Below are 22050 nucleotides of genomic sequence, written 5' to 3'. Positions count from 1 at the left end.
GGGTGAGGGAGGGGGTAGGGGCGGGGCCTGCCGGTTCGGTCACGGTGCGCGGTCCCTGTCCCGAAACCGCCCGTCCGGAATGCCACGAAAACTCCTCCGGGAACGCAGACCGTGAACGCCTCTCCGGGAACGCCGAAGGGGCCGACCGGGTCTCCCCGATCGGCCCCTCCACGTACTCGGATCCGCGTAGGGAACAGGCGGCCCCGACTACCGGACCGCTACTTCACCGGCTCCGGCTCCGGCGCGTCCTCGGTCTCCTCGTCGCCCGCCGGGTCGACCGGCGTCTTGACAGAGTCGAGGAGCAGCTGGGCCACGTCCACGACGGTGACGGATTCCTTGGCCTGGCCCTCGTTCTTCTTGCCGTTGACCGAGTCGGTCAGCATGACGAGGCAGAACGGGCAGGCGGTGGAGACGATGTCGGGGTTCAGCGACAGTGCCTCGTCGACGCGCTCGTTGTTGATGCGCTTGCCGATCCGCTCCTCCATCCACATCCGCGCGCCGCCGGCGCCGCAGCAGAAGCCGCGCTCCTTGTGGCGGTGCATCTCCTGCTGACGCAGGCCCGGGACGGCGTCCATGATCTGACGCGGGGGCGTGTAGACCTTGTTGTGACGGCCCAGGTAGCACGGGTCGTGGTACGTGATCAGACCCTCGACCGGCGTGACCGGGATGAGCTTGCCGTCGTCGATGAGGTGCTGGAGCAGCTGGGTGTGGTGGATTACTTCGTAATCGCCGCCGAGCTGCGGGTACTCGTTGCCGATGGTGTTGAGGCAGTGCGGGCAGGTCGCGACGATCTTCTTCGCGGACTTGGGCTTCGCCGACTCGGCGACGACCCTGCCGTCGTCGTCGAGCTCCTCGCCGAACGCCATGTTCAGCGCCATGACGTTCTCCTGGCCGAGCTGCTGGAACAGCGGCTCGTTGCCCAGGCGGCGGGCGGAGTCACCGGTGCACTTCTCGTCGCCGCCCATGATCGCGAACTTGACGCCCGCCATGTGCAGCAGCTCCGCGAAGGCCTTGGTGGTCTTCTTCGCCCGGTCCTCCAGCGAGCCGGCGCAGCCGACCCAGTAGAGGTACTCGACCTCGGTGAGGTCCTCGATGTCCTTGCCGACGACCGGGACCTCGAAGTCGAGCTCCTTGAGCCACTCCAGGCGCTGCTTCTTGGCCAGGCCCCAGGGGTTGCCCTTCTTCTCCAGGTTCTTGAGCATCGTGCCCGCCTCGGACGGGAACGCGGACTCGATCATCACCTGGTAGCGGCGCATGTCGACGATGTGGTCGATGTGCTCGATGTCGACCGGGCACTGCTCGACGCAGGCGCCGCAGGTGGTGCAGGACCACAGGACGTCCGGGTCGATGACGCCGTTCTCTTCGAGGGTGCCGATCAGCGGGCGCTCGGCCTCGGCCAGGGCCGCGGCGGGAACGTCCTTGAGCTGCTCCTCGGTCGCCTTCTCCTCGCCCTCCATCGACTTGCCGCCACCGGCGAGCAGGTAGGGGGCCTTGGCGTGCGCGTGGTCGCGCAGCGACATGATCAGGAGCTTCGGCGAGAGCGGCTTGCCGGTGTTCCACGCGGGGCACTGCGACTGGCAGCGGCCGCACTCGGTGCAGGTGGAGAAGTCCAGCAGACCCTTCCACGAGAACTGCTCGACCTGGCTGACGCCGAAGACGTCGTCCTCGCCCGGGTCCTCGAAGTCGATCTCCTTGCCGCCGCTGGTCATCGGCTGGAGCGCGCCGAGGGCCGTACCGCCGTCCGCCTCGCGCTTGAACCAGATGTTCGGGAACGCGAGGAAGCGGTGCCAGGCGACACCCATGTCGGTCTTCAGGGCGACCGTGATCATCCAGATGAAGGAGGTCGCGATCTTCAGCCCGGCGAAGAGGTACGTGAGGTTCTGCAGCGTGGAGACGTCCATGCCGCGGAACCAGGAGACGACCGGGTACGAGACGAAGAACGAGGCCTCGTAGGCGTCCACATGGTGCTGGGCGCCCTCCAGGGCGTGCAGCGTGAAGATGCAGATGCCGACGATGAGGATGACGGCCTCGACGAAGTACGCCTGGCCGGTGTTGGACCCGGCGAAGCGGGACTTGCGGCCCGGCCGGTCCGGCCGGTTCAGCTGCCGGATGACGATCAGGGTCAGGATCCCGAGGGCCGTCATCGTGCCGAGGAACTCGACGAAGACGTTGTACGGGGCCCATTCACCGATGATCGGGAGCAGCCAGTCGGCCTGGAAGAGCTGGCCGATGGCGTTCACGATCGTCAGCAGCAGCGAGAAGAAGCCCACCGCCACGAACCAGTGCGCCACGCCGACGATGCCCCAGCGGTTCATCCGGGTGTGGCCGAGGAACTCCTTTGCCACCGTCACGGTGCGCTGTACGGGTTCGTCGGTGCGGGTGCCGGCGGGGACGTTCTGGCCGAGCCGCATGAAGCGGTAGATCTGCGCGATGGCTCGGACGAACAGTGCGACGCCGACCACGATCAGGACCAGCGACACGATGATCGCGGCGAGTTGCATTCGGGGGCTCCTCGGGCCTGCGAGGGTGGATATTCAGCGATTACTAAGCGGTAACTTATTTCAGTCCATGCTGAGACTACCCACTTGTGTGGCCGCACTGTAGCCAGCCGGGCGGTGATCTGCGTCGCGAAGGCCACCCTCAGGGGTCAGCGGTCGACAGCGAAAGCGGATCGTGTTATTCACCCCATATTGCGACATAAGCGACTAGCTTATGAAGGTCTCCGGCCGGGCGTGCCCCTCCGGTCTCACCCCGATACCGCAAACCGAGCTGACGGGACGTCCGCCGTGTCCTACGGGATCGCCGCTGCCGCGACCGCCCTCCTGGCGGCCTCCGCCCTCACCGCCCTGCTGCGTCTCGTCGCCCTGCGCACCGGATTCACCGCCCGGCCGGCCGGCCGGGCGGGACGACGGGCGCCGCGCCTGGGCGGCGTCGCCGTCGCCACGGTGACCGCCGCGGTCACCACCGTAGGAGCCGCGACCGGACTCGTCCCGCTCGACTCCGGCGCGCTCACGCTGCTGATCGCGGCAGGGGCCGTCGCCGCGCTGGGGTTCCTCGACGACGTACGGCCGGTGGGGGCGCGGGCCCGCGTCGTCATCGAGGCGGGGGCGGCGACCTTCGTCGTGCACACCGCCGGACTCGACTTCTTCGTCGGTGCGTTGGCCGTGTTGTGGATCGTCTTCGTCACCAACGCCTGCCGGCTCTTCGACACCTCGGACGGGGTGCTCGGCACCGTCGCCGTCGTGAGCGCGCTCGGCCTGAGCGCCTGTGCCGCCGCCGAGGGGCTCGGCCCGCTCGCCGCCGCCCTCGGGGTGCTCGGCGCGGCGCTCGCCGGGTTCCTCATGCACAACTGGCACCCCGCGCGGATGCGCCTCGGAAGCTGCGGTTCCCTGTTCACGGGCTTCGTCCTGGCGTCCGCCGCGCTCCTGGTGAACGCGGGGCACGAGGCATTGCCCGGCATGGGGTCGCTGTTCGCCATGACCGTCGTGGTGACGGCCGACGCGGCCCTGGTGGCGGTGTCGCGGTGGCGCGCGGGGCGGCCTCTCCTCCAGGGCGGCGCGGACCACATCGCGCACCGGCTGCGCCGGCTCGGCCTCACCCCGCAGGGCGTCGCCGTGGTGCTCGGCGTCGCGTCCCTCGCCGGTGCGGTCACCGCGCTCCTGCTGCACGACGGGACGCTGGACCCGCTGGGCGCGCTGTGGCCGGTCTGCGGGGCGGCCGCGGCGGTCTCCGGGCTGCTGCGGGTGCCCGTCTACGGGGTGCGGCGGCGTGGTCACCGACCCGTACAGACTGCTGTGGTGGACGTCGCGGGTTCGTGACGAACGTCCAGACGTAGTGGCTGACCTGCGAGAATCCCCTGTCTGAAGATAAGTGCGACATAAAAGTTGAGTCGACAGGACTCAGCTCTGTTGACCGAATGCCGGTCGTCATGCATCCTTGAGCCAGATCCACTCAAGTAGTCATGCTGGAGGAATTGAAATGGCACGTGCGGTCGGCATCGACCTGGGCACGACTAACTCCGTCGTCAGCGTTCTCGAAGGCGGCGAGCCCACCGTCATCACCAACGCCGAGGGCGCCAGGACCACGCCGTCCGTCGTCGCCTTCGCCAAGAACGGTGAGGTGCTCGTCGGAGAGGTCGCGAAGCGCCAGGCTGTCACCAACGTCGACAGGACGATCCGTTCGGTCAAGCGCCACATGGGCACTGACTGGAAGATCGAGATCGACGGCAAGAGCTTCAACCCGCAGCAGATGAGCGCCTTCATCCTGCAGAAGCTGAAGCGCGACGCCGAGGCGTACCTGGGCGAGAAGGTCGCGGACGCGGTCATCACCGTCCCGGCGTACTTCAACGACTCCGAGCGCCAGGCGACGAAGGAGGCCGGCGAGATCGCCGGTCTGAACGTCCTGCGCATTGTCAACGAGCCGACGGCCGCCGCCCTGGCCTACGGTCTCGACAAGGACGACCAGACCATTCTCGTCTTCGACCTCGGTGGCGGCACCTTCGACGTGTCGCTCCTGGAGATCGGCGACGGCGTCGTCGAGGTGAAGGCCACGAACGGCGACAACCACCTCGGTGGTGACGACTGGGACCAGCGCGTCGTCGACTACCTGGTCAAGCAGTTCAACAACGGCCACGGCGTGGACCTCTCCAAGGACAAGATGGCGCTCCAGCGCCTGCGCGAGGCCGCCGAGAAGGCGAAGATCGAGCTCTCGTCCTCGACCGAGACCACGATCAACCTGCCCTACATCACGGCGTCCGCCGAGGGCCCGCTGCACCTGGACGAGAAGCTCACGCGCGCCCAGTTCCAGCAGCTCACGTCCGACCTTCTGGAGCGCTGCAAGACGCCGTTCCACAACGTCATCAAGGACGCGGGCATCCAGCTCTCCGAGATCGACCACGTCGTTCTCGTCGGTGGCTCGACCCGTATGCCCGCCGTCGCGGAGCTCGTCAAGGAGCTGACCGGCGGCCAGGACGCCAACAAGGGCGTGAACCCGGACGAGGTCGTCGCCATCGGCGCCGCCCTGCAGGCCGGTGTCCTCAAGGGTGAGGTCAAGGACGTCCTGCTCCTCGACGTGACCCCGCTGTCCCTCGGTATCGAGACCAAGGGAGGGATCATGACGAAGCTCATCGAGCGCAACACCACGATCCCGACCAAGCGTTCCGAGATCTTCACGACGGCCGAGGACAACCAGCCGTCCGTCCAGATCCAGGTCTACCAGGGCGAGCGCGAGATCGCGGCGTACAACAAGAAGCTCGGGATGTTCGAGCTCACCGGTCTGCCGCCGGCCCCGCGTGGTGTCCCGCAGATCGAGGTCGCCTTCGACATCGACGCCAACGGCATCATGCACGTGACCGCGAAGGACCTGGGCACGGGCAAGGAGCAGAAGATGACCGTCACCGGCGGCTCCTCGCTGCCGAAGGACGAGGTCGACCGGATGCGCCAGGAGGCCGAGCAGTACGCGGACGAGGACCACCGTCGCCGCGAGGCCGCCGAGACCCGCAACCAGGGCGAGCAGCTCGTCTACCAGACGGAGAAGTTCCTCAAGGACAACGAGGACAAGGTCCCCGGCGAGGTCAAGACCGAGGTCGAGGAGTCGCTCACCGAGCTGAAGGAGAAGCTCAAGGGCGAGGACACGGCCGAGATCCGCACCGCCACCGAGAAGGTCGCCGCCGTCTCGCAGAAGCTGGGCCAGGCCATGTACGCCGACGCCCAGGGCGCGCAGGCCGCCGGCGGTCCCGAGGCCGGAGCCCCGGGCGACGAGCACAAGGCCGCTGACGATGACGTCGTCGACGCCGAGATCGTCGACGAGGACCGTAAGGACGGTGCCGCGTGACGGAGGAGACCCCGGGCTTCAGCGAGAGCGACGAGCCTGACGTCCCCTCCGGCGCCACCCCCGACGACGCCGAGCCGAAGGCCGCTCCCTCGCCCGACAAGGGCGAGGGGGCGGCCCCGGCCGGGGACGCAGCAGCTGCAGCAGGAGCCGCTTCGGCGGTTCAGAACGTAGGCCTGACGGCCCAGCTGGACCAGGTACGCATGGCGCTCGGCGAGCGCACCGCGGACCTCCAGCGGCTCCAGGCCGAGTACCAGAACTACCGTCGCCGGGTGGAGCGGGACCGGGTCACGGTCAAGGAGATCGCGGTCGCGGGCCTCCTGACCGAGATGCTCCCCGTACTCGACGACATCGGCCGTGCCCGTGAGCACGGTGAGCTGGTCGGCGGCTTCAAGTCGGTCGCCGAGTCGCTCGAGACGGTCGCCGCCAAGATGGGGCTCCAGCAGTTCGGCAAGGAGGGCGAGCCCTTCGACCCGACGATCCACGAGGCCCTGATGCACTCGTACGCACCGGACGTCACCGAGACGACCTGTGTGTCGATCCTGCAGCCGGGCTACCGGATCGGCGAGCGCACCATCCGCCCCGCGCGGGTGGCCGTGGCCGAGCCGCAGCCGGGGGCACAGCCGGCCAAGGGCGAGTCCGCCAAGGGCGGGGAGTCGGCCGCAGGCGACGACAAGGAGAGCGGTGGCCCGGACGAGGGCTGACGTCAGTCGAGAGGAGGGACGTCGAGGATGAGCACGAAGGACTTCATCGAGAAGGACTACTACAAGGTCCTCGGCGTCCCCAAGGACGCCACCGACGCCGAGATCAAGAAGGCGTACCGCAAGCTCGCCCGTGAGAACCACCCCGACGCCAACAAGGGCAACCTCAAGGCGGAGGAGCGCTTCAAGGAGATCTCCGAGGCGAACGACATCCTCGGCGATCCCAAGAAGCGCAAGGAGTACGACGAGGCGCGCGCCCTGTTCGGCAACGGCGGATTCCGTCCGGGGCCGGGCGGGCCGGGCGGCGGCAACTTCAACTTCGACCTGGGCGACCTCTTCGGAGGCGGCGCCCAGGGCGGTGGAACGGCGGGAGGAGCCGGCGGGTTCGGCGGCGGACTCGGGGACGTCTTCGGCGGCCTGTTCAACCGGGGCGGCGCGGGCACCGGCACGCGCACGCAGCCGCGCCGCGGCCAGGACATCGAGTCCGAGGTCACCCTCAGCTTCACCGAGGCGGTCGACGGGGCGACGGTGCCGCTGCGCATGTCGTCGCAGGCGCCCTGCAAGGCCTGTTCCGGCACCGGCGACAAGAACGGCACACCGCGCGTGTGCCCGACCTGCGTCGGCACGGGCCAGGTCTCGCGCGGCGGCGGTGGCGGTTTCTCGCTCACCGACCCGTGCGTGGACTGCAAGGGCCGCGGCCTGATCGCGGAGACGCCCTGCGAGGTCTGCAAGGGCTCGGGCCGTGCGAAGTCCTCCCGGACGATGCAGGTCCGCATCCCGGCAGGCGTCTCGGACAACCAGCGCATCCGCCTGCGCGGCAAGGGCGCACCGGGCGAGCGGGGCGGCCCCGCGGGCGACCTGTACGTGGTCGTGCACGTGGACGCCCACCCGGTCTTCGGCCGCAAGGGCGACAACCTCACGGTCACGGTCCCGGTCAGCTACCCGGAGGCCGCGCTCGGCGGCGAGGTCAAGGTCCCCACGCTCGGCGGGCCCCCGGTCACGCTCAAGCTGCCCCCGGGCACGCCGAACGGGCGGACGATGCGGGCCCGTGGCAAGGGCGCCGTCCGCAAGGACGGCACCCGTGGCGATCTGCTCGTCACGGTGGAAGTCTCGGTCCCCACGGATCTGACCGACACCGCGAAGGACGCCCTGGAGGCGTACCGGAAGGCGACTGCGGAGACCGATCCGCGGGCAGAACTGTTCCAGGCCGCGAAGGGAGCATGAGCGTATGGACGGCCGTCGACGACAGAGTTCCTTTGTTGGCAGGGCCTACGAGCTGACGGACGAGACCCCGGTCTATGTCATCTCGGTGGCCGCCCAGCTCAGCGGGCTGCATCCGCAGACCCTGCGCCAGTACGACCGTCTCGGCCTGGTCTCCCCGGACCGCACGGCGGGCCGCGGCCGGCGCTACTCGGCCCGCGACATCGAACTGCTCCGCCAGGTGCAGCAGTTGTCGCAGGACGAGGGCATCAACCTCGCCGGCATCAAGCGCATCATCGAACTGGAGAACCAGGTCGCGGCGCTCCAGCAGCGGGTCGCGGAACTCTCGACGGCGGTCGAGGGCGCCGCGGCGGCGATGCAGCAGCGCGAGGCGGCCGTCCACGCCTCCTACCGCCGGGACCTGGTCCCGTACCAGGAGGTCCAGCAGGCGAGCGCGCTGGTGGTGTGGCGACCCAAGCGGTCGTCCGAATAACCCGGGCGGGCAACCCGGGCGAGCGGGCCTGAAGTCGGTGTGAAAGGGGCCGGGAGGTGAGAACCTCCCGGCCCCTTTCACGTGCGCACGGGGCCCTCACGTGCGCGCACAGGCCGCGTCGGGCTGGTGAAGACCGCGCGGAGGTCATGTGTTCGAACAGTGAGTTTGCTCACCGGGCGGGCCCGTGCGGGAGTGAAGCGGAGGCCAAGCCTCATGCGGCTACTGGGGTTACCCGAGGTACGCGCGGGTTCATCTCCGGAACGCACGGCCCCGATCACGAGTCGTTACGGATTCACCTCTTGACGCTGCGATTGCGCCGGAGTTGGCTTCCAGCCACCTCGGCCGCAAAGACGCGGTCACTTCAGGGAGGTAGGGAAAGTGAATCCGCGTACGAAGCGCGCCGTCCTCGTCGGCCTGGCGTCCGCCATGGCTGTGGCCCTCACCGGGTGCTCGAGCAGCTGGATCGAGCCGGAGAACGACTCCGCGGACAAGGCGTCCGCCCGGCAGAACCAGGACCTGAAGATCGGCGTCCTCCTGCCGGAGAAGGAGACCGCGCGCTACGAGAAGTTCGACTATCCGCACATCAAGAAGGAAGTCGAGGACCTGACCAGCGGCAAGGGCCGGGTCCTGTACGCCAACGCGCAACAGGACGCGAAACGCCAGGAGAGACAGGTCGACCAGATGATCGCCGAGCGGGTCGACGTACTGATCCTGGACGCGGTCAACTCCAAGTCCATCAAGGGATCGGTCAAGAGGGCCAAGGACGCGGGCATCCCCGTCATCGCCTACGACCGCCTGGCCGAGGGCCCCGTCGACGGCTATGTGTCGTTCGACAGCGACCAGGTCGGCCATGTGCAGGGCATGGCGCTCCTCAAGGCGCTCGGCACCAAGGCGTCCAAGAACAGCCGGATCGTCATGATGAACGGCTCGGTCACCGACCCGAACGCCGCGCTCTACAAGGACGGCGCCCTGGCCGAGCTCAAGGACCAGGTGACGATCTCGAAGTCGTACGACACCAAGGACTGGAAGCCGGAGAACGCGCGGGCGAACATGGCGGCCGCCATCCAGTCCATCGGCGCGCAGAACATCGCCGGTGTCTACTCCGCGAACGACGGCATGGCGGGCGGGGTCATCACCGCCCTCAAGGCCGCGGGCGTCACCGACCTCCCGCCGGTCACCGGCCAGGACGCCGAACTCGCCGCCGTGCAGCGCATCGTGACGGGTGAGCAGTACATGACGGTCTACAAGCCGTACCCCGAAGAGGCGTCCACCGCCGCGCAGATGGCCGTGCTCATCGCGCAGCAGCGTGACATCGAGTTCAACGCGCTCGCGAAGGACCGGGTCGACAGCCCGACCACCCCCGCCGTGCCGTCACTCCTGGTCCAGGTCGTCCCGCTGACGCGGACCAGCATCAAGTCGACGGTGGTCAAGGACGGGATCTACAAGGTCGGGGACATCTGCGCGGCGAAGTACGCGGCGGACTGCGCGCGGATCGGGCTGAGGTAGGTCCTGTCCCGGAAAGCGCCCGGAAAGCGCCCGGAAGGCGCTCGGAAAGGCCCGGCCGTCGGTGGACACCGACGGCCGGGGTGAGGGCGTGGGCTCCGGCTCAGCCGGTGCCGGAGATCGTGAACTCGGCCGTGTTGTTGGCCAGTTGCGGGTCGAACGCCGAGATGCGCAGGTCCGGGTTGTCGTTCCGCGTGGCGACCGAACCCTTCGCGCCGCCGTCCACGACACGGTCGACGCGCAGGGTGAAGTCGAACGTCGAGTCGGCCTTCTCCCAGAGCAGGATCGGGGTCCGGCACGTGTAGGTGTTGACGCCCGTCCCGTCGCAGCCGGCGGGCTTGCCGGTGACGGTCGTACCCTCCGGGAGGCGGACGTCGATCGTGGCGACGGGTTCGCCCGCGCCGAGCGAGGCCACCCACGCCGGGCCGCGGTTCTTCACACCGACGCGGGCGTGGACCGTGTCACCGGGCGCGACGGACGTGATGTCGTCCGCGACGGCGATGAGGTCGGCCTTGTTGTCGGCGGTGATCTGAGTGGAGCGGTAGTTGTCGCCGGTGTTCAGGTCGGGCTCGGCCGCGGCGCTCAGGGTGCGGGCCGCGGGAACGGCGGCGGGGACGAGGTCGGCCCCGGTTCCCTGGACGAACGGGCGCCCGGCCACGGCCTGTTGGTACGCCTCGTCCGAGTACGGGTCGACCGAGTAGTCGAAGCGCTCGTACAGTGCCGCGCCCGTCGCACGGATCGCGCCGGCCGCCGACAGGTCGTACTCCTGACCCGGCTCGACGGGCTGGTCGAGCACGCAGACGGCGGTGGTGCCGGACTGGTTGGCCGTCTCGTCGTCGTCCAGGTAGGTGCAGTTGCCGAAGCGCTGCGAGAGATCCAGGCCGTGCGAGGCGAAGAGGGTGAGGAGGGTGCGGTCGGCGGTGCGGTTGCCGTGGTTGGTCAGCCGGATCGGCTGCGCGAGGTCGGTGCCGGGCAGCACGCCGGTGCGGTACGGGAGCTGGCTGAGGCCGAGGTCGGGGCCGTCGCCGAGGCTGATCGCGGTGTCCGCGGGGTAGCCGGTGAGCGGGCCGAACGAGCTGTCCGCGTCGGCGGTGAAGTGCAGGGTGCCGGTGGCGTCGGCGGGCGCGCCCGCGGCGGCCCGCAGACCGATCTCGGCGACGCTGACGTACGCGCCGCCGCTGTCCAGGGAGCCGAAGTCGCAGGTGGCGGTGGCCTGGTCGGCGGCCGGGGTGCAGGTGGCGGGCCAGGTCACGTCCGCGACGCCGGCCAGCTCGGACGCGTCGACGGTGAGCCGGCCGCCGGTCACGGAGTTGTGCGTGTTGTCGTGCCCGATCCTGACGTCGATCGTGTTCGCCGTCGCGCTGCCGTCGGCCGCGGCGGCGGGCAGCACGAGGTCGTACGGCGCAGCGATCCAGAGCGCGTCCGTCTCCGGTTCGCCGGCGCTCGCGGGCGCTACGGATCCGAGGGCGAGGACGGCGCCGGTGACCAGGGCGAGCGGTATGTGCCGGCGCGCGTGGGCGCGTCTGCGACCGGAGGCCTGGTGGGCCTGAACTGCGTGCATGTGTCGGTCTTCTCCCTGGGGCGAGGTGCGGGCGGACGGGAGTTGGACCGGCGGGGGCGGGGCTTGGTTGTACGGAGATCCACTTCGCCCGTGCCGGGGCGGCCGGCGCCCCGGGCACAGGTCAGCTGTCCTGGTCCAGCATCCCGGACTTCCCTATGAGATAGCCGAGTTGGGCCCGGCTGTCGCTGCCGAGGGTGGCGGCGAGCTTGGCGATGTGTACGCGGACCGTGCGGATGTTCATGGCGAGGCGTTCGGCGATCACGGCGTCCGTGTGGCCCTCGACGAGGAGCGCGGCGATGGTGAGCTGGCGGGAGGTGACGCCGTCCTTGGGCGGGAGCTGCTGGGCGGCTACGGGGAACATGGGCGTGGCCAGCCGCCACAGGCGTTCGAAGGTCGTCACGAGGTAGGAGATGAGGGCGGGATGGCGGATCTCCAGGGCCACGGTGCGGTCCGTGTTGGCCGGGATGAACGCGACGGTCCGGTCGAGCAGGACGAGCCGCTCGGTGACCTCGTCGAGGGTGCGGACCGCCACGTTGCCGCGCAGCTGTTCGTAGTGGGCAAGGACGGCGGGGGAATGGCGTGAGGTGTGCTGGTAGAGGGTGCGCATCCGGCAGCCCCGGGCCAGGAACCCCTGCTCGATCGGCCGGGCCGCGGCAAGCACGGCGGGAGGGCGTCCGGCCCCGGGCTGGATGGTCAGGATTTCCTGGGTGGCGACCGCGCCGGCCTCGCCGATGGCATCGTTGATCCGCTGGGATCCCAACAGCACATGGATCATCGGCGAGTTGTGGAGGGACGCCCGCTCGGCGTGGAGCGCTATGAGCGGCGCGAAGGCCTTGGCCAGCTTCGCCTCCCGGTGCCGCTGGTGCGCTATCTCGTCCTCGATGCCCCCCAGCAGTCCCGGCAGGGCCACGGAGGGCGGCACGGGGCACAGCCACCGGGAGTCTTCCGGGTCCGGGCGCAGCAGCCCGAAGTCCAGGAGGCACGGGGCTGGGACCGCCTCCTCGTCCTTGACGCGGCCCTCGCGCAGGGCCCGGGAGTACAGCGCCGTTCCGGCGGCGCACAATTCCTCGGCTCCGTGCGTGTGGGCCTCGGCAGTCACGTGGTGCACTCCTCGGTAGACGTTCAGCGATCCTGGTCGAGGATTCCCGACTGCGCTATCAGAAAGCCGAGTTGTGCGCGGCTTCCGCTGCCTAGCGCGGCGGCGATCTTTGCTATGTGGGCGCGGCAGGTTCGCACGTTCATCCCGAGACGTCTGGCTATGGCCTCGTCGACGTAGCCTTCGATGAGGAGCCGCGCGATGGAGCGCTGGACGCCGGTGATGCCGTCGATCGGGGGAGCGTAGGGAGCCGCGTCCTCGAGGATGGGGACCGCGCGCATCCAGAGTTGCTCGAAGACCTTGGCGAGGTAGTCGACGAGGCTCGGGTGCCGCAGCTCCAGGGCGACCTGCTGGTTTCCCTGGCGGTCGTCGTGGGCGGGGATGAAGGCGACGGTTCTGTCGAAGATCATCAGTCGCTCGATGAGTTCTTCGAGCGTACGTATCTCCACGTTGCCCTCCGCCATGACCTCCGCGTAGGCGAGGGTTCCCTGGCTGTGCCGTGCGGTGTGCTGGTAGAGGGTGCGCATGGTGATGCCGCGCTCCAGGACGCCACGGCCGAGCTTGAGCGCCTCGGTCAGGGCGTGTTCGCTGCGGCCGCCGCCGGGCTGCACCGTGAGGATCTCCGACTGGCACTCCGAGGTGGCGAGTTCTATCGCACCGTTGATCCGCGCGAAACCCTCCAGGACTGTGACCGAGTGGGTGGTCGGCCGACTCTGCGCGCTGATGGCCATGAATGGCTCAAAAACTTCGGTCAGTTCGACTGCGAGGGTCCGGCGCTCCTGGATTTCGCGCTCGAGGGGCTGGAGACGCCGGGTGAGTGCTGCCGTCGGTGGAACCGGCCTGAGCCAGTCGGCGTCGTCCGGGTCTGGGTGGAGAAGCCCGAACTCCATCAGGCAGGGAGCAGCCTCGACCTCGTCACGGGCGATGCGCCCTGAGCGCAATGCGCTGCTGTAGAGCCGTCTGCCATCGTCACACAGTTCAGTCATGGCGTGAGGATGTGCCCGATATGGGCTGTTGATTGTCATTGCTCCACCCCCCAGGGTCCTGAACGTGCAGGAACATGATGCATCGACCCTGTGGTGTTTGCGTGGCTGAATGAGCCATCGTCATTCTTGCCGGGGGAGTTAGCCATGGAAGTGAGGAAGAGGCCCACTATGCGCAAGACACTGATTCGCTCGGCTCTTGCCGTTGCCTTCTCCGCCGGGATGCTGCTGAGCGCAGTGAGTGCCCTGGACCTGCACTGGGGCGGCGCGCCTGCCGTGGACAGTACGTCCAGCGTCAGTGTCCAGGCGATAGCCCCGCCGGACCTGCACTGGGGCAACAAGGCGATGGGCGCCCCGGCATGAGCACTCCCCCCGACGACAGAACATTCCGCCGCGAGATGGCGACCGCCTACCGCTCCGGGTGGCATTTCATCGACCTCGCCACGGCGATTCCCCATCGCGGCGATTCGTTGATGGTCACCCTGTTCGGAGAGCCGATCGTCGTCGTGCGGGACGAGTTCGACGACGAGGAGATCCGGGCCTACCGGTGTCTTCGGCGTCCTCGCGGTGCCCCGCAGCCCGTGCGGTGTGCCATCAGATACGGAATGGTCTTCGTCAACCTGGACCAGCGTGACCATCAGCTGGACCAGGAGGCGGGACCCGAAGTTCCGCGCACCACATCAGCCACCCCCCGCAGTGCCTGACGCGATTCCCCCGTCGTTGTAGATCGCTCAGGTGCTTCCCCCCGCAGCGGCGCCACCGTGGACCTGAACACGGTGGCGCCGTTGCAGTTTCATGTCCGGGGTCTACCGGGCGTCCCGGCGGGCGCTCGACGGTGCCCCGTCATCCGTGACCGTCACCCGTTCCCCGTAGCCCGCGTCAGCGTGATCTCGATGGCCACCCGGTCCGGATTGGGCGCGGGCACGCGCTCGTAGCGCTCCGCGTACCGGCGTACCGCCTCCTCGATGTGGTCCGGCTCCGTGCGGACCACCGCGACGCCCTCCAGCGTCGCCCAGCGCCGGCCGTCGACCTGGCAGACCGCCACCAGGGCCCCGCCCGCCGCCGTCGCCGACGCCGCGAGCACGTGTGACACCTTCGCGCTCGACTTGTTCGCGATCACCCGCGCCAGCCCCGCCTCGGGGTCGTACGTGACGCCGACCGGCACCACGTGCGGGGTGCCGTCGGGGCGCAGGGTCGTCAGCGTGCACAGGTGCCGTTCCCGCCAGAAGCTGAGGAAGGCCGGATCGGGGTCCAGGGGGTCGTTGCGCTTGGCCATGCTCCGGAAGATATCCCCGTTCCAGGACATATCCCGCCCGGGGGTACCCGGCCGTCATCCTTGAGTGGGATCGACTCAACTTTGTGTATGCTTTCAGGGTCAGTGTGCTGGAGAGGCAGACGCAAGGAGGAGAGTGGGCACGTGGACGCCGAGCTGACGAACCGGAGCCGGGACGCGATCAACGCGGCCACCAGTCGGGCCGTGGCCGCAGGGCACGCGGATCTGACTCCGGCGCATCTTGTCCTGGCGCTTCTGGAGGGCCAGGACAACGAGAACATCACGGACCTGCTGACGGCCGTCGAGGCCGATCAGGCCGCCGTGCGGTCCGGAGCCGAGCGGGCCCTCGGCGCGCTGCCCAGCGTGACCGGCTCGACCGTCGCGCCGCCCGCACCCAGCAGGGACCTGCTGGCGGTCATCGCCGACGCGTCCCGGCGCGCCAAGGAGCTCGGGGACGAGTACCTCTCCACCGAGCATCTGCTCATCGGCATCGCCGCGAAGGGCGGCGCTGTCGCCGACGTACTGACGGAACAGGGGGCGAGCGCCAAGAAGCTGCTCGCCGCCTTCGAGAAGAGCAGGGGAGGGCGCCGGGTGACCACACCCGACCCCGAGGGCCAGTACAAGGCCCTGGAGAAGTTCGGCACCGATTTCACCGCCGCCGCGCGCGAGGGCAAGCTCGACCCCGTCATCGGGCGCGATCAGGAGATCCGGCGCGTGGTGCAGGTGCTGTCCCGCCGCACGAAGAACAACCCCGTCCTGATCGGTGAGCCCGGCGTCGGCAAGACCGCCGTCGTCGAGGGGCTCGCCCAGCGCATCGTGAAGGGGGACGTGCCGGAGTCGCTCAAGGACAAGCGGCTCGTCTCGCTCGACCTGGGCGCGATGGTCGCCGGCGCGAAGTACCGCGGCGAGTTCGAGGAGCGTCTCAAGACCGTCCTCTCCGAGATCAAGGAGAGCGACGGGCAGGTCATCACGTTCATCGACGAGCTGCACACGGTCGTCGGGGCCGGCGCGGGCGGTGACTCGTCCATGGACGCGGGCAACATGCTGAAGCCGATGCTCGCGCGCGGCGAGCTGCGCATGGTCGGCGCGACCACGCTCGACGAGTACCGCGAGCGGATCGAGAAGGACCCGGCCCTGGAGCGCCGCTTCCAGCAGGTGCTGGTCGCCGAGCCGACGGTCGAGGACTCGATCGCGATCCTGCGCGGCCTCAAGGGCCGGTACGAGGCCCACCACAAGGTCCAGATCGCCGACAGCGCGCTCGTCGCCGCCGCGTCGCTCTCCGACCGCTACATCACCTCCCGCTTCCTGCCGGACAAGGCTATCGACCTCGTGGACGAGGCCGCGTCCCGGCTGCGCATGGAGATCGACTCGTCGCCCGTCGAGATCGACGAGCTCCAGCGCGCCGTCGACCGGCTGAAGATGGAGGAGCTGGCGCTCTCCAAGGAGACGGATCCGGCCAGCAAGCAGCGCCTGGAGAAGCTGCGGCGCGACCTGGCCGACAAGGAGGAGGAGCTGCGCGGCCTCACCGCCCGCTGGGAGAAGGAGAAGCAGTCCCTCAACCGCGTCGGTGAGCTGAAGGAGAAGCTCGACGATCTGCGCGGCCAGGCCGAGCGCGCCCAGCGCGACGGCGACTTCGACACCGCCTCCAAGCTCCTCTACGGCGAGATCCCCACCCTGGAAAGGGACTTGGAGGCCGCCTCGGAGGCGGAGGAGGAGGCGTCCAAGGCCGACACGATGGTCAAGGAGGAGGTCGGCCCGGACGACATCGCGGATGTGGTGGCGGCCTGGACCGGCATTCCGGCCGGGCGGCTGCTGGAGGGCGAGACGCAGAAGCTGCTGCGGATGGAGGACGAGCTCGGCAAGCGCCTGATCGGGCAGGGCGAGGCCGTGCGCGCGGTGTCCGACGCCGTGCGCCGCACGCGCGCCGGGATCGCCGACCCCGACCGGCCGACCGGTTCCTTCCTGTTCCTCGGCCCGACCGGCGTCGGCAAGACCGAGCTGGCCAAGGCGCTCGCCGACTTCCTGTTCGACGACGAACGGGCCATGATCCGCATCGACATGAGCGAGTACGGCGAGAAGCACTCCGTGGCGCGTCTCGTGGGCGCCCCTCCCGGCTACGTCGGGTACGAGGAGGGCGGCCAGCTCACGGAGGCGGTGCGCAGGCGCCCGTACAGCGTCGTCCTGCTCGACGAGGTCGAGAAGGCGCACCCGGAGGTCTTCGACGTCCTGCTCCAGGTGCTCGACGACGGGCGCCTCACGGACGGCCAGGGCCGTACGGTCGACTTCCGCAACACGATCCTCGTGCTCACCTCGAACCTCGGCAGTCAGTTCCTGGTCGAGCCGACGACGAGCGAGGAGCAGAAGAAGCAGCAGGTCCTGGAGGTCGTACGGGCGTCCTTCAAGCCCGAGTTCCTCAACCGGCTCGACGACCTCGTCGTCTTCTCCGCGCTGAACAAGGAGGAGCTGGAGCGGATCGCGAAGCTCCAGATCGGCCGGCTCGCCAAGCGGCTCGCCGAGCGGCGGCTCACGCTCGACGTGTCCGACGCGGCGCTGGCCTGGCTCGCCGACGAGGGCAACGACCCCGCGTACGGCGCGCGGCCGCTGCGCCGCCTCGTGCAGACGGCGATCGGCGACCGCCTCGCGAAGGAGATCCTCTCCGGCGAGGTCACCGACGGCGACACGGTCCGCGTGGACGCTTTCGGCGACGGCCTGATCGTGGGCCGGGCCACCGGAAAGACGCTGTAGCGCAGGGCGAACGCCGGCCCCGGAGCCGTCCGGGGCCGGAACTCGGCCGATCCGACGGGTCGGGGGTTGTCACTTCCCGCCCGCCATGGGGGAGGATGGCGGAATCCGTACGAAGGGACCAAGCACGTGAGCATCGACCCGTCCTCGATTCCGAACTTCGGGGGACAGCCCGAGCAGCCGCAGGGCTCAGGACCGGCGGGCCCCGTCGTCCCCGATCAGGACCTCGTCAAGCAGCTCCTGGAGCAGATGGAGCTCAAGTACGTCCTCGACGAAGAGGGTGACCTCGCGGCTCCTTGGGAGGAGTTCCGCACGTACTTCATGTTCCGCGGCGAGGACGACCAGCAGGTCTTCTCGGTGCGGACGTTCTACGACCGCCCGCACGACCTCGAGACCAAGCCGGCGCTCCTCGAGACCATCGACGACTGGAACCGCCGCACGCTGTGGCCCAAGGTCTACAGCCACACCCACGACGACGGCACGGTCCGCCTCATCGGTGAGGCGCAGATGCTCATCGGCACGGGCGTCAGCCTGGAGCACTTCGTGTCGTCGACGGTCAGCTGGGTGCGCGCCGCCATCGAGTTCGACCGCTGGCTGGTCGAGCAGCTCGGCCTGGAGCAGGCCGTGGACTCGGCCGCCGACGACGAGAAGCCGTCCGACGACGCGTAGGCAGTTTCCGTAACTCAGGCAGTTTCCGTAACTGCCTACAGGGGCCTGTGCGCGAACGCGACCAGATACGTCCCGTACGCAAGTGAGAGCCCGGCCAGCGCGCCCACCACCAGGAGGGCGCTCAGCGGCCGGGCTCTCGCCGTTCGCGCCAGCGCGAGAGCCAGCGGCAGCAGCAGCGGGAACGCGGGCAGCAGGAAGCGCGGCTTGGAAGGGAAGAAGCCGGAGCCGCCGAGCGCGACGAGCAGGAGTACGCCGCTGTAGACGATGAGCGGCAGCGGGGCCGCCCGCTCGGCGATGAGCAGCGCGAACAGCAGTACGGCGATGGCGACGAGCACGAAGGTCATGGGGTAGACGAAGGGGTCGCCCTTGAACAGCAGATGCCGTACGACGCGCAGCGCGCCGACGCCGTAGTCGAAGCGCGAGCCCCAGTCCCGCTGCACGGCGAAGTAGCCGCCGAGCGGATCGCCCCTCTGGAAGCCGACCCACAGGACGTATCCGGTCCAGCCGAGCGGGGCGAGCGCGGCGCCTGTCCACAGGCTGTGGGAAACATTTCTGCCGCGCTTGCTGATCACCTCGTACGCGGCCGTCACGAGGACCGCCGCGGCGACCGCGAACCCGTTGGGACGGGAGACGCCGGCCAGCGCGGCGAGCGTGCCCGCCCAGATCCACCGCCCCGTCAGGACCGCGTACAGGGACCAGGCGGCGAACGCGGTGAGCAGCGGCTCGGAGTACGCCATCGTCAGGATCACGGAGTGCGGCAGCAGCCCCCACAGCAGGACGAGGAGGACGGCGACGGGCCGGGAGTGCAGGCGCACCCCGATCGCGTAGATCCCGGCCGCGGCGGCCAGGGACGCGGTCCAGGCGATGAGCATCCCGGTGGCGCCGCCGCTGAGGGGGAGCACGGTGTGCAGTGCGCGGACCAGCCCGGGGTAGAGCGGGAAGAACGCGAGGTCGTTGAAGATGATGCCGGGTCTGTAGGGCACGGAGCGGCCGTAGCCGTCCGCGGCGATCCTGAGGTACCAGAGCGAGTCCCAGGACCTGCCGAGCAGGACGCCTGTGTTCTTGCCGGTCATCGAGGCGGTCACGGCCATCACGACGACTCCGGTGAGCCGGGCCGCCGCGAACAGGCCGAGTGCGGTGAGGAGGGGGGCGGCGGCCCTGAGCCGGGCCGGGCGGGAACGTGGTCCGGTGCCGGGCTCCGCGACGGGGACGGTGGCGGAGGCCGGGGCGAGTTGCTGCTGGGTCACATCTCCGCACCCTGCGGGCACCTCGCGGGGCGCGCGAGCCGGGAGGGTCCGCACGGGTGCGGATGAGGGACGGACGGCGCGGCTGCGTGACAACGGGCGTGGGGAGGGTCCGTGCCGGACCGTCAGGAACCAGTCCAGAAACCAGTCCAGGAACCAGTCCAGGAACCAGTCCAGGAACCAGTCCAGGAACCAGTCCAGGAACCAGTCCAGGAACCAGTCCAGGAACCTGTCCGGGCAGCGCGGAAGCCGGGTGCGAGGCCGGGACGGGGACCCGTCCCTTGACCCGTACCTTGACCCGTACCTCCGGAGCGCATCAATTTCCCCACACGGCACGCCAGTTGAGCATCTGGCCAATGGCGCGCCGCGGCACCGGATGCCGTCTCCCCCGGCCATGAATCGAACAATTCAAGCCTTGATGGCCACCGGAGCCCCTTTCGGCGCGGCTGACCACGGGCCACTATGGGAAGGAGGTGGGTCTGCGCCGCGGGGCCGCGAGCGGGAGCCGACAGGGGGAAGTTTGACGTGAGGACTTCTACGACTGACATCGAGACCGGTCTTGTCGATCTCAGCCGTTGGGGCCTTCAGGAGGCCATGGCACTGAGGGACCCACTGGTGACGGAGGCGCAGAACGCTCTGCTCGACCATCTGACGGAGGACGCCGTCGGGCAGGTCGTGGGCAGTGGGCAGGACAGCCCGTACTTCAGCGCGCGACAGCACGGTGGCACGGCCCCCCAGGAGCCGCGCCACGAACACGGGCCACCCGCGCCGTTCGACCCGGCATCCCCGTGCGACGGACCTGAGGCGCCCGACCGGCCTGCCCTGCCGTGCTGACGCGGCACCACGTGCCGGTCGCCGATCTGGAGGCCATCGCCACCGGGCGCATCACCGCACCCACCCGGACCCGTATCGCGGCGGCGGAGCGCAGCCGCCGGATGCTCATGCTGCGGGCCGTGGCCGCTGCGCAAGCGGAACGCGGGGCGGAACTGGGCGAAGGGCCGCTGCCCCCGCTGGCGCACGCCTTCGACCTGCTGGCTCGTGCGGAGGCCCAGGATCCGCAGGCCGTGGCCCGCGTACTCGGGCATCCGCCGGTCGGGGTCTGGGCGGTCCGCCTGCTCGGGCGGCTGCGCAAGGGTGCCGAGCCCGCGCCCGGCGAACCCCCGCTGTGGCGTGAGGCGGGCTACGCGCACGCGCTCGCCGCAGCGGCCGCGCTGCGGGCGGGACTTATCGCGCGCGTCCACGTACCCGCCCGCGCGGGCACGGTGATCCTGCCGACGGTGGGGCACGCCGTCCTGGACGACGCCCGCGGCGACCACGACGTCGCCACCGTGGAGACGGACGGGCGTGGCACGACCCGCGTCACGCTCGGCCCGCACGTGCTCGAACTGCCCGCCGCCCCGGACCTGCCCGCCCCGGGCTGGCACCCCGCGCGCCTGCTGAGCTGGACCCCGCGCGAGCCGGGCCCCGGCGTCCTGCTGGACGACTCGGACCCCTACCGCGACTTCCGGTCCACCTGGCCGCCCCCGGCCCCGCTCACCGACACCGAGTCGGACACCTGGCAGCGGCATCTGCACGACGCGGCACACCTGCTCGGAGCCCGGCACCCGGACGCGGCCGCCGCGGTGCCGCTCGTCCTGAACTCGCTCGTGCCCCTGCCGGGCATGCCCCGCTTCCGCGCCTCCAGCGCCTCGTACGCCGAGGCGTTCGGGAGCGCGCTGGTCTCCCTGCCGTGCGACGCCGTCGACTTCGCGGTCACGCTGGTCCACGAGTCACGGCACTCCGTGCTCAACGCCCTGAGCCACCAGATCCAGCTCGTCGACCGGGCCGCGGGCGGACCCCGGGCGGACACGCTGCTCTACGCACCCTGGCGCACGGACCCGCGCCCCGCGTGGGGCCTGCTGCACGGCACGTACGCGTTCACCGGCGTCGCCGGCTTCTGGCGCACCGAACGGCACGCCTTGACCGGCCCCCGGGCCGCTCTCGCGCACTTTGAGTTCGCCGTGTGGCGCGACGCGGTGGCCATCGCCCTGCGCACGCTGGACGACCGGCCCGGACTCACCCCGTGGGGCCGGGCCTTCGTCGACGGGATGGCGCGCCAGACCGCTCCGTGGGCCGGTGACGACGTACCGGCCGAGGCCCTCGCCGTGGCGCGGACGGAGCTGGCCGATCTGCGGGCCACGTGGTGCAGCCACAACCTCGCGCCCGACCCGGCCGCCACCCGCCTGCTCGCCGACCACCGGCTCGGCGGCGGCCCGGTCGAAGAGGTGACCGCCCCGCTGTCCCGGCTGCGCACGGATCCGCCGCCGCGCCTGCCCGAACTCCGTTGTGAGCTACGGCGGCTGCATATCGCCGATGCAGGAACGTTCACCCCGGACACGCGCTCGCGGCTCTCCGGGGTCGAGCGGTCCCCGGACCTGCTCGAAGCGGACATGTGCCTCCTGCGCGGCGGGCCGGCGAACGCGGCGCGGGCCGTGGACCGCTACCGCGCCGTCCTGGCTGCCGCCCCCGGGACCCGCCCGGCCTGGGTCGGCCTCGGTCTCGCCCTTGAGGAGTCCGGCGAGGGCGCCCCCGCCACGGCCCTGCTGCACCGCCCCGAGCTGGTGCGGGCGCTCGCCCTGGACGAGCGCGCCCGCGGCACACAGGCGACCGACCCGCTGGAACTGGCCCGCTGGACCGCGCGTATCCCCGGGCTCATCCAGCGGCCCGCGACGGGCGTGCCACAGCACTGACCCCGCCCCGGACAGGTCCCGGGCGGG

18 protein-coding genes are annotated in these 22050 nt (G+C 70.1%); 12 read left to right on the top strand and 6 right to left on the bottom strand.

The features are described 5' to 3' along the window. Positions 1–218: 218 nt before the first annotated feature. Complete coding sequence (locus tag ACIPWY_RS13515) at positions 219–2501, bottom strand: (Fe-S)-binding protein (protein ID WP_401533192.1); 2283 nt, start codon at positions 2499–2501, stop codon at positions 219–221. 285 nt (positions 2502–2786) lie between these two features. On the opposite strand from ACIPWY_RS13515, the gene ACIPWY_RS13510 reads away from it, so the two are divergent. The 6 genes from ACIPWY_RS13510 to ACIPWY_RS13485 all read left to right on the top strand — a co-directional run bounded on the left by ACIPWY_RS13510 (position 2787) and on the right by ACIPWY_RS13485 (position 9729). After that, the gene (locus tag ACIPWY_RS13510) at positions 2787–3818 is read left to right on the top strand and encodes an MraY family glycosyltransferase (RefSeq protein WP_362901277.1); all 1032 of its coding nucleotides are present in this window, start codon (positions 2787–2789) and stop codon (positions 3816–3818) included. A gap of 160 nt (positions 3819–3978) precedes the next feature. Then, entirely contained in the window at positions 3979–5832 is a 1854-nt protein-coding gene (gene dnaK, locus ACIPWY_RS13505; RefSeq protein WP_362901275.1) for a molecular chaperone DnaK, read from the top strand. Then, positions 5829–6533 carry a nucleotide exchange factor GrpE gene (grpE, locus tag ACIPWY_RS13500; protein ID WP_401533189.1) on the top strand — a complete coding sequence of 235 codons (705 nt, stop codon included), beginning with the start codon at positions 5829–5831 and terminating at the stop codon, positions 6531–6533. The genes dnaK and grpE overlap by 4 nt, the downstream gene beginning before the upstream one ends. 27 nt (positions 6534–6560) lie before the next feature. Beyond that, positions 6561–7754 (top strand): molecular chaperone DnaJ, encoded by a 1194-nt coding sequence (gene dnaJ, locus ACIPWY_RS13495; RefSeq protein ID WP_362901272.1) that lies wholly within the window; start codon positions 6561–6563, stop codon positions 7752–7754. Between the two features lie 4 nt (positions 7755–7758). Next, positions 7759–8223, top strand: coding sequence for a heat shock protein transcriptional repressor HspR (locus tag ACIPWY_RS13490; RefSeq protein ID WP_383888231.1), 465 nt, complete (start codon positions 7759–7761; stop codon positions 8221–8223). A gap of 378 nt (positions 8224–8601) precedes the next feature. Then, complete coding sequence (locus tag ACIPWY_RS13485) at positions 8602–9729, top strand: substrate-binding domain-containing protein (protein ID WP_362901268.1); 1128 nt, start codon at positions 8602–8604, stop codon at positions 9727–9729. A gap of 100 nt (positions 9730–9829) precedes the next feature. On the opposite strand, the gene ACIPWY_RS13480 is transcribed toward ACIPWY_RS13485, so the two are convergent. The 3 genes from ACIPWY_RS13480 to ACIPWY_RS13470 form a co-directional block, all read right to left on the bottom strand. Continuing rightward, a complete protein-coding gene (locus ACIPWY_RS13480) occupies positions 9830–11287 on the bottom strand; it encodes a hypothetical protein (RefSeq protein WP_393699447.1) in 1458 nt (485 codons plus the stop codon). A gap of 121 nt (positions 11288–11408) precedes the next feature. Beyond that, positions 11409–12386, bottom strand: coding sequence for a helix-turn-helix transcriptional regulator (locus ACIPWY_RS13475; RefSeq protein ID WP_362901264.1), 978 nt, complete (start codon positions 12384–12386; stop codon positions 11409–11411). Between the two features lie 23 nt (positions 12387–12409). After that, positions 12410–13369, bottom strand: coding sequence for a helix-turn-helix transcriptional regulator (locus tag ACIPWY_RS13470; RefSeq protein ID WP_362901262.1), 960 nt, complete (start codon positions 13367–13369; stop codon positions 12410–12412). Positions 13370–13537: 168 nt separating this feature from the next. Here ACIPWY_RS13470 and ACIPWY_RS13465 point away from each other — a divergent pair, with 168 nt between their 5' ends. Both ACIPWY_RS13465 and ACIPWY_RS13460 read left to right on the top strand, forming a co-directional pair. After that, positions 13538–13729 carry a hypothetical protein gene (locus ACIPWY_RS13465; protein ID WP_362901260.1) on the top strand — a complete coding sequence of 64 codons (192 nt, stop codon included), beginning with the start codon at positions 13538–13540 and terminating at the stop codon, positions 13727–13729. After that, positions 13726–14070 carry a hypothetical protein gene (locus ACIPWY_RS13460; protein ID WP_389541359.1) on the top strand — a complete coding sequence of 115 codons (345 nt, stop codon included), beginning with the start codon at positions 13726–13728 and terminating at the stop codon, positions 14068–14070. The genes ACIPWY_RS13465 and ACIPWY_RS13460 overlap by 4 nt, the downstream gene beginning before the upstream one ends. A 152-nt stretch (positions 14071–14222) precedes the next feature. On the opposite strand, the gene ACIPWY_RS13455 is transcribed toward ACIPWY_RS13460, so the two are convergent. After that, positions 14223–14642, bottom strand: coding sequence for a TIGR03618 family F420-dependent PPOX class oxidoreductase (locus tag ACIPWY_RS13455; RefSeq protein WP_362901256.1), 420 nt, complete (start codon positions 14640–14642; stop codon positions 14223–14225). Between the two features lie 141 nt (positions 14643–14783). Between ACIPWY_RS13455 and clpB the strand changes: the two genes are divergently transcribed. Both clpB and ACIPWY_RS13445 read left to right on the top strand, forming a co-directional pair. Beyond that, positions 14784–17384 carry an ATP-dependent chaperone ClpB gene (gene clpB, locus ACIPWY_RS13450; RefSeq protein WP_401533182.1) on the top strand — a complete coding sequence of 867 codons (2601 nt, stop codon included), beginning with the start codon at positions 14784–14786 and terminating at the stop codon, positions 17382–17384. A gap of 126 nt (positions 17385–17510) precedes the next feature. Beyond that, positions 17511–18050 carry a YbjN domain-containing protein gene (locus ACIPWY_RS13445; protein ID WP_362901252.1) on the top strand — a complete coding sequence of 180 codons (540 nt, stop codon included), beginning with the start codon at positions 17511–17513 and terminating at the stop codon, positions 18048–18050. Between the two features lie 35 nt (positions 18051–18085). On the opposite strand, the gene ACIPWY_RS13440 is transcribed toward ACIPWY_RS13445, so the two are convergent. After that, positions 18086–19297: a mannosyltransferase family protein gene (locus ACIPWY_RS13440; protein ID WP_393699451.1), complete on the bottom strand. Its 1212-nt coding sequence runs from the start codon at positions 19295–19297 to the stop codon at positions 18086–18088. A 591-nt stretch (positions 19298–19888) separates the two neighbouring features. On the opposite strand from ACIPWY_RS13440, the gene ACIPWY_RS13435 reads away from it, so the two are divergent. Then, the gene (locus tag ACIPWY_RS13435) at positions 19889–20128 is read left to right on the top strand and encodes a hypothetical protein (protein ID WP_362901250.1); all 240 of its coding nucleotides are present in this window, start codon (positions 19889–19891) and stop codon (positions 20126–20128) included. Then, on the top strand, positions 20122–22023 hold the full coding sequence (locus tag ACIPWY_RS13430; protein WP_401533179.1) for an aKG-HExxH-type peptide beta-hydroxylase: 1902 nt from the start codon (positions 20122–20124) through the stop codon (positions 22021–22023). Before ACIPWY_RS13435 ends, ACIPWY_RS13430 begins: the two co-directional genes overlap by 7 nt. Positions 22024–22050 lie beyond the last annotated feature (27 nt).

Origin of the sequence: Streptomyces sp. NPDC090032 (assembly GCF_044748025.1) — a bacterium.
Lineage (GTDB): Bacteria > Actinomycetota > Actinomycetes > Streptomycetales > Streptomycetaceae > Streptomyces.
Note: the sequence above shows the minus strand (reverse complement) of the source record. Positions and strands in the feature narration are given on the sequence as shown.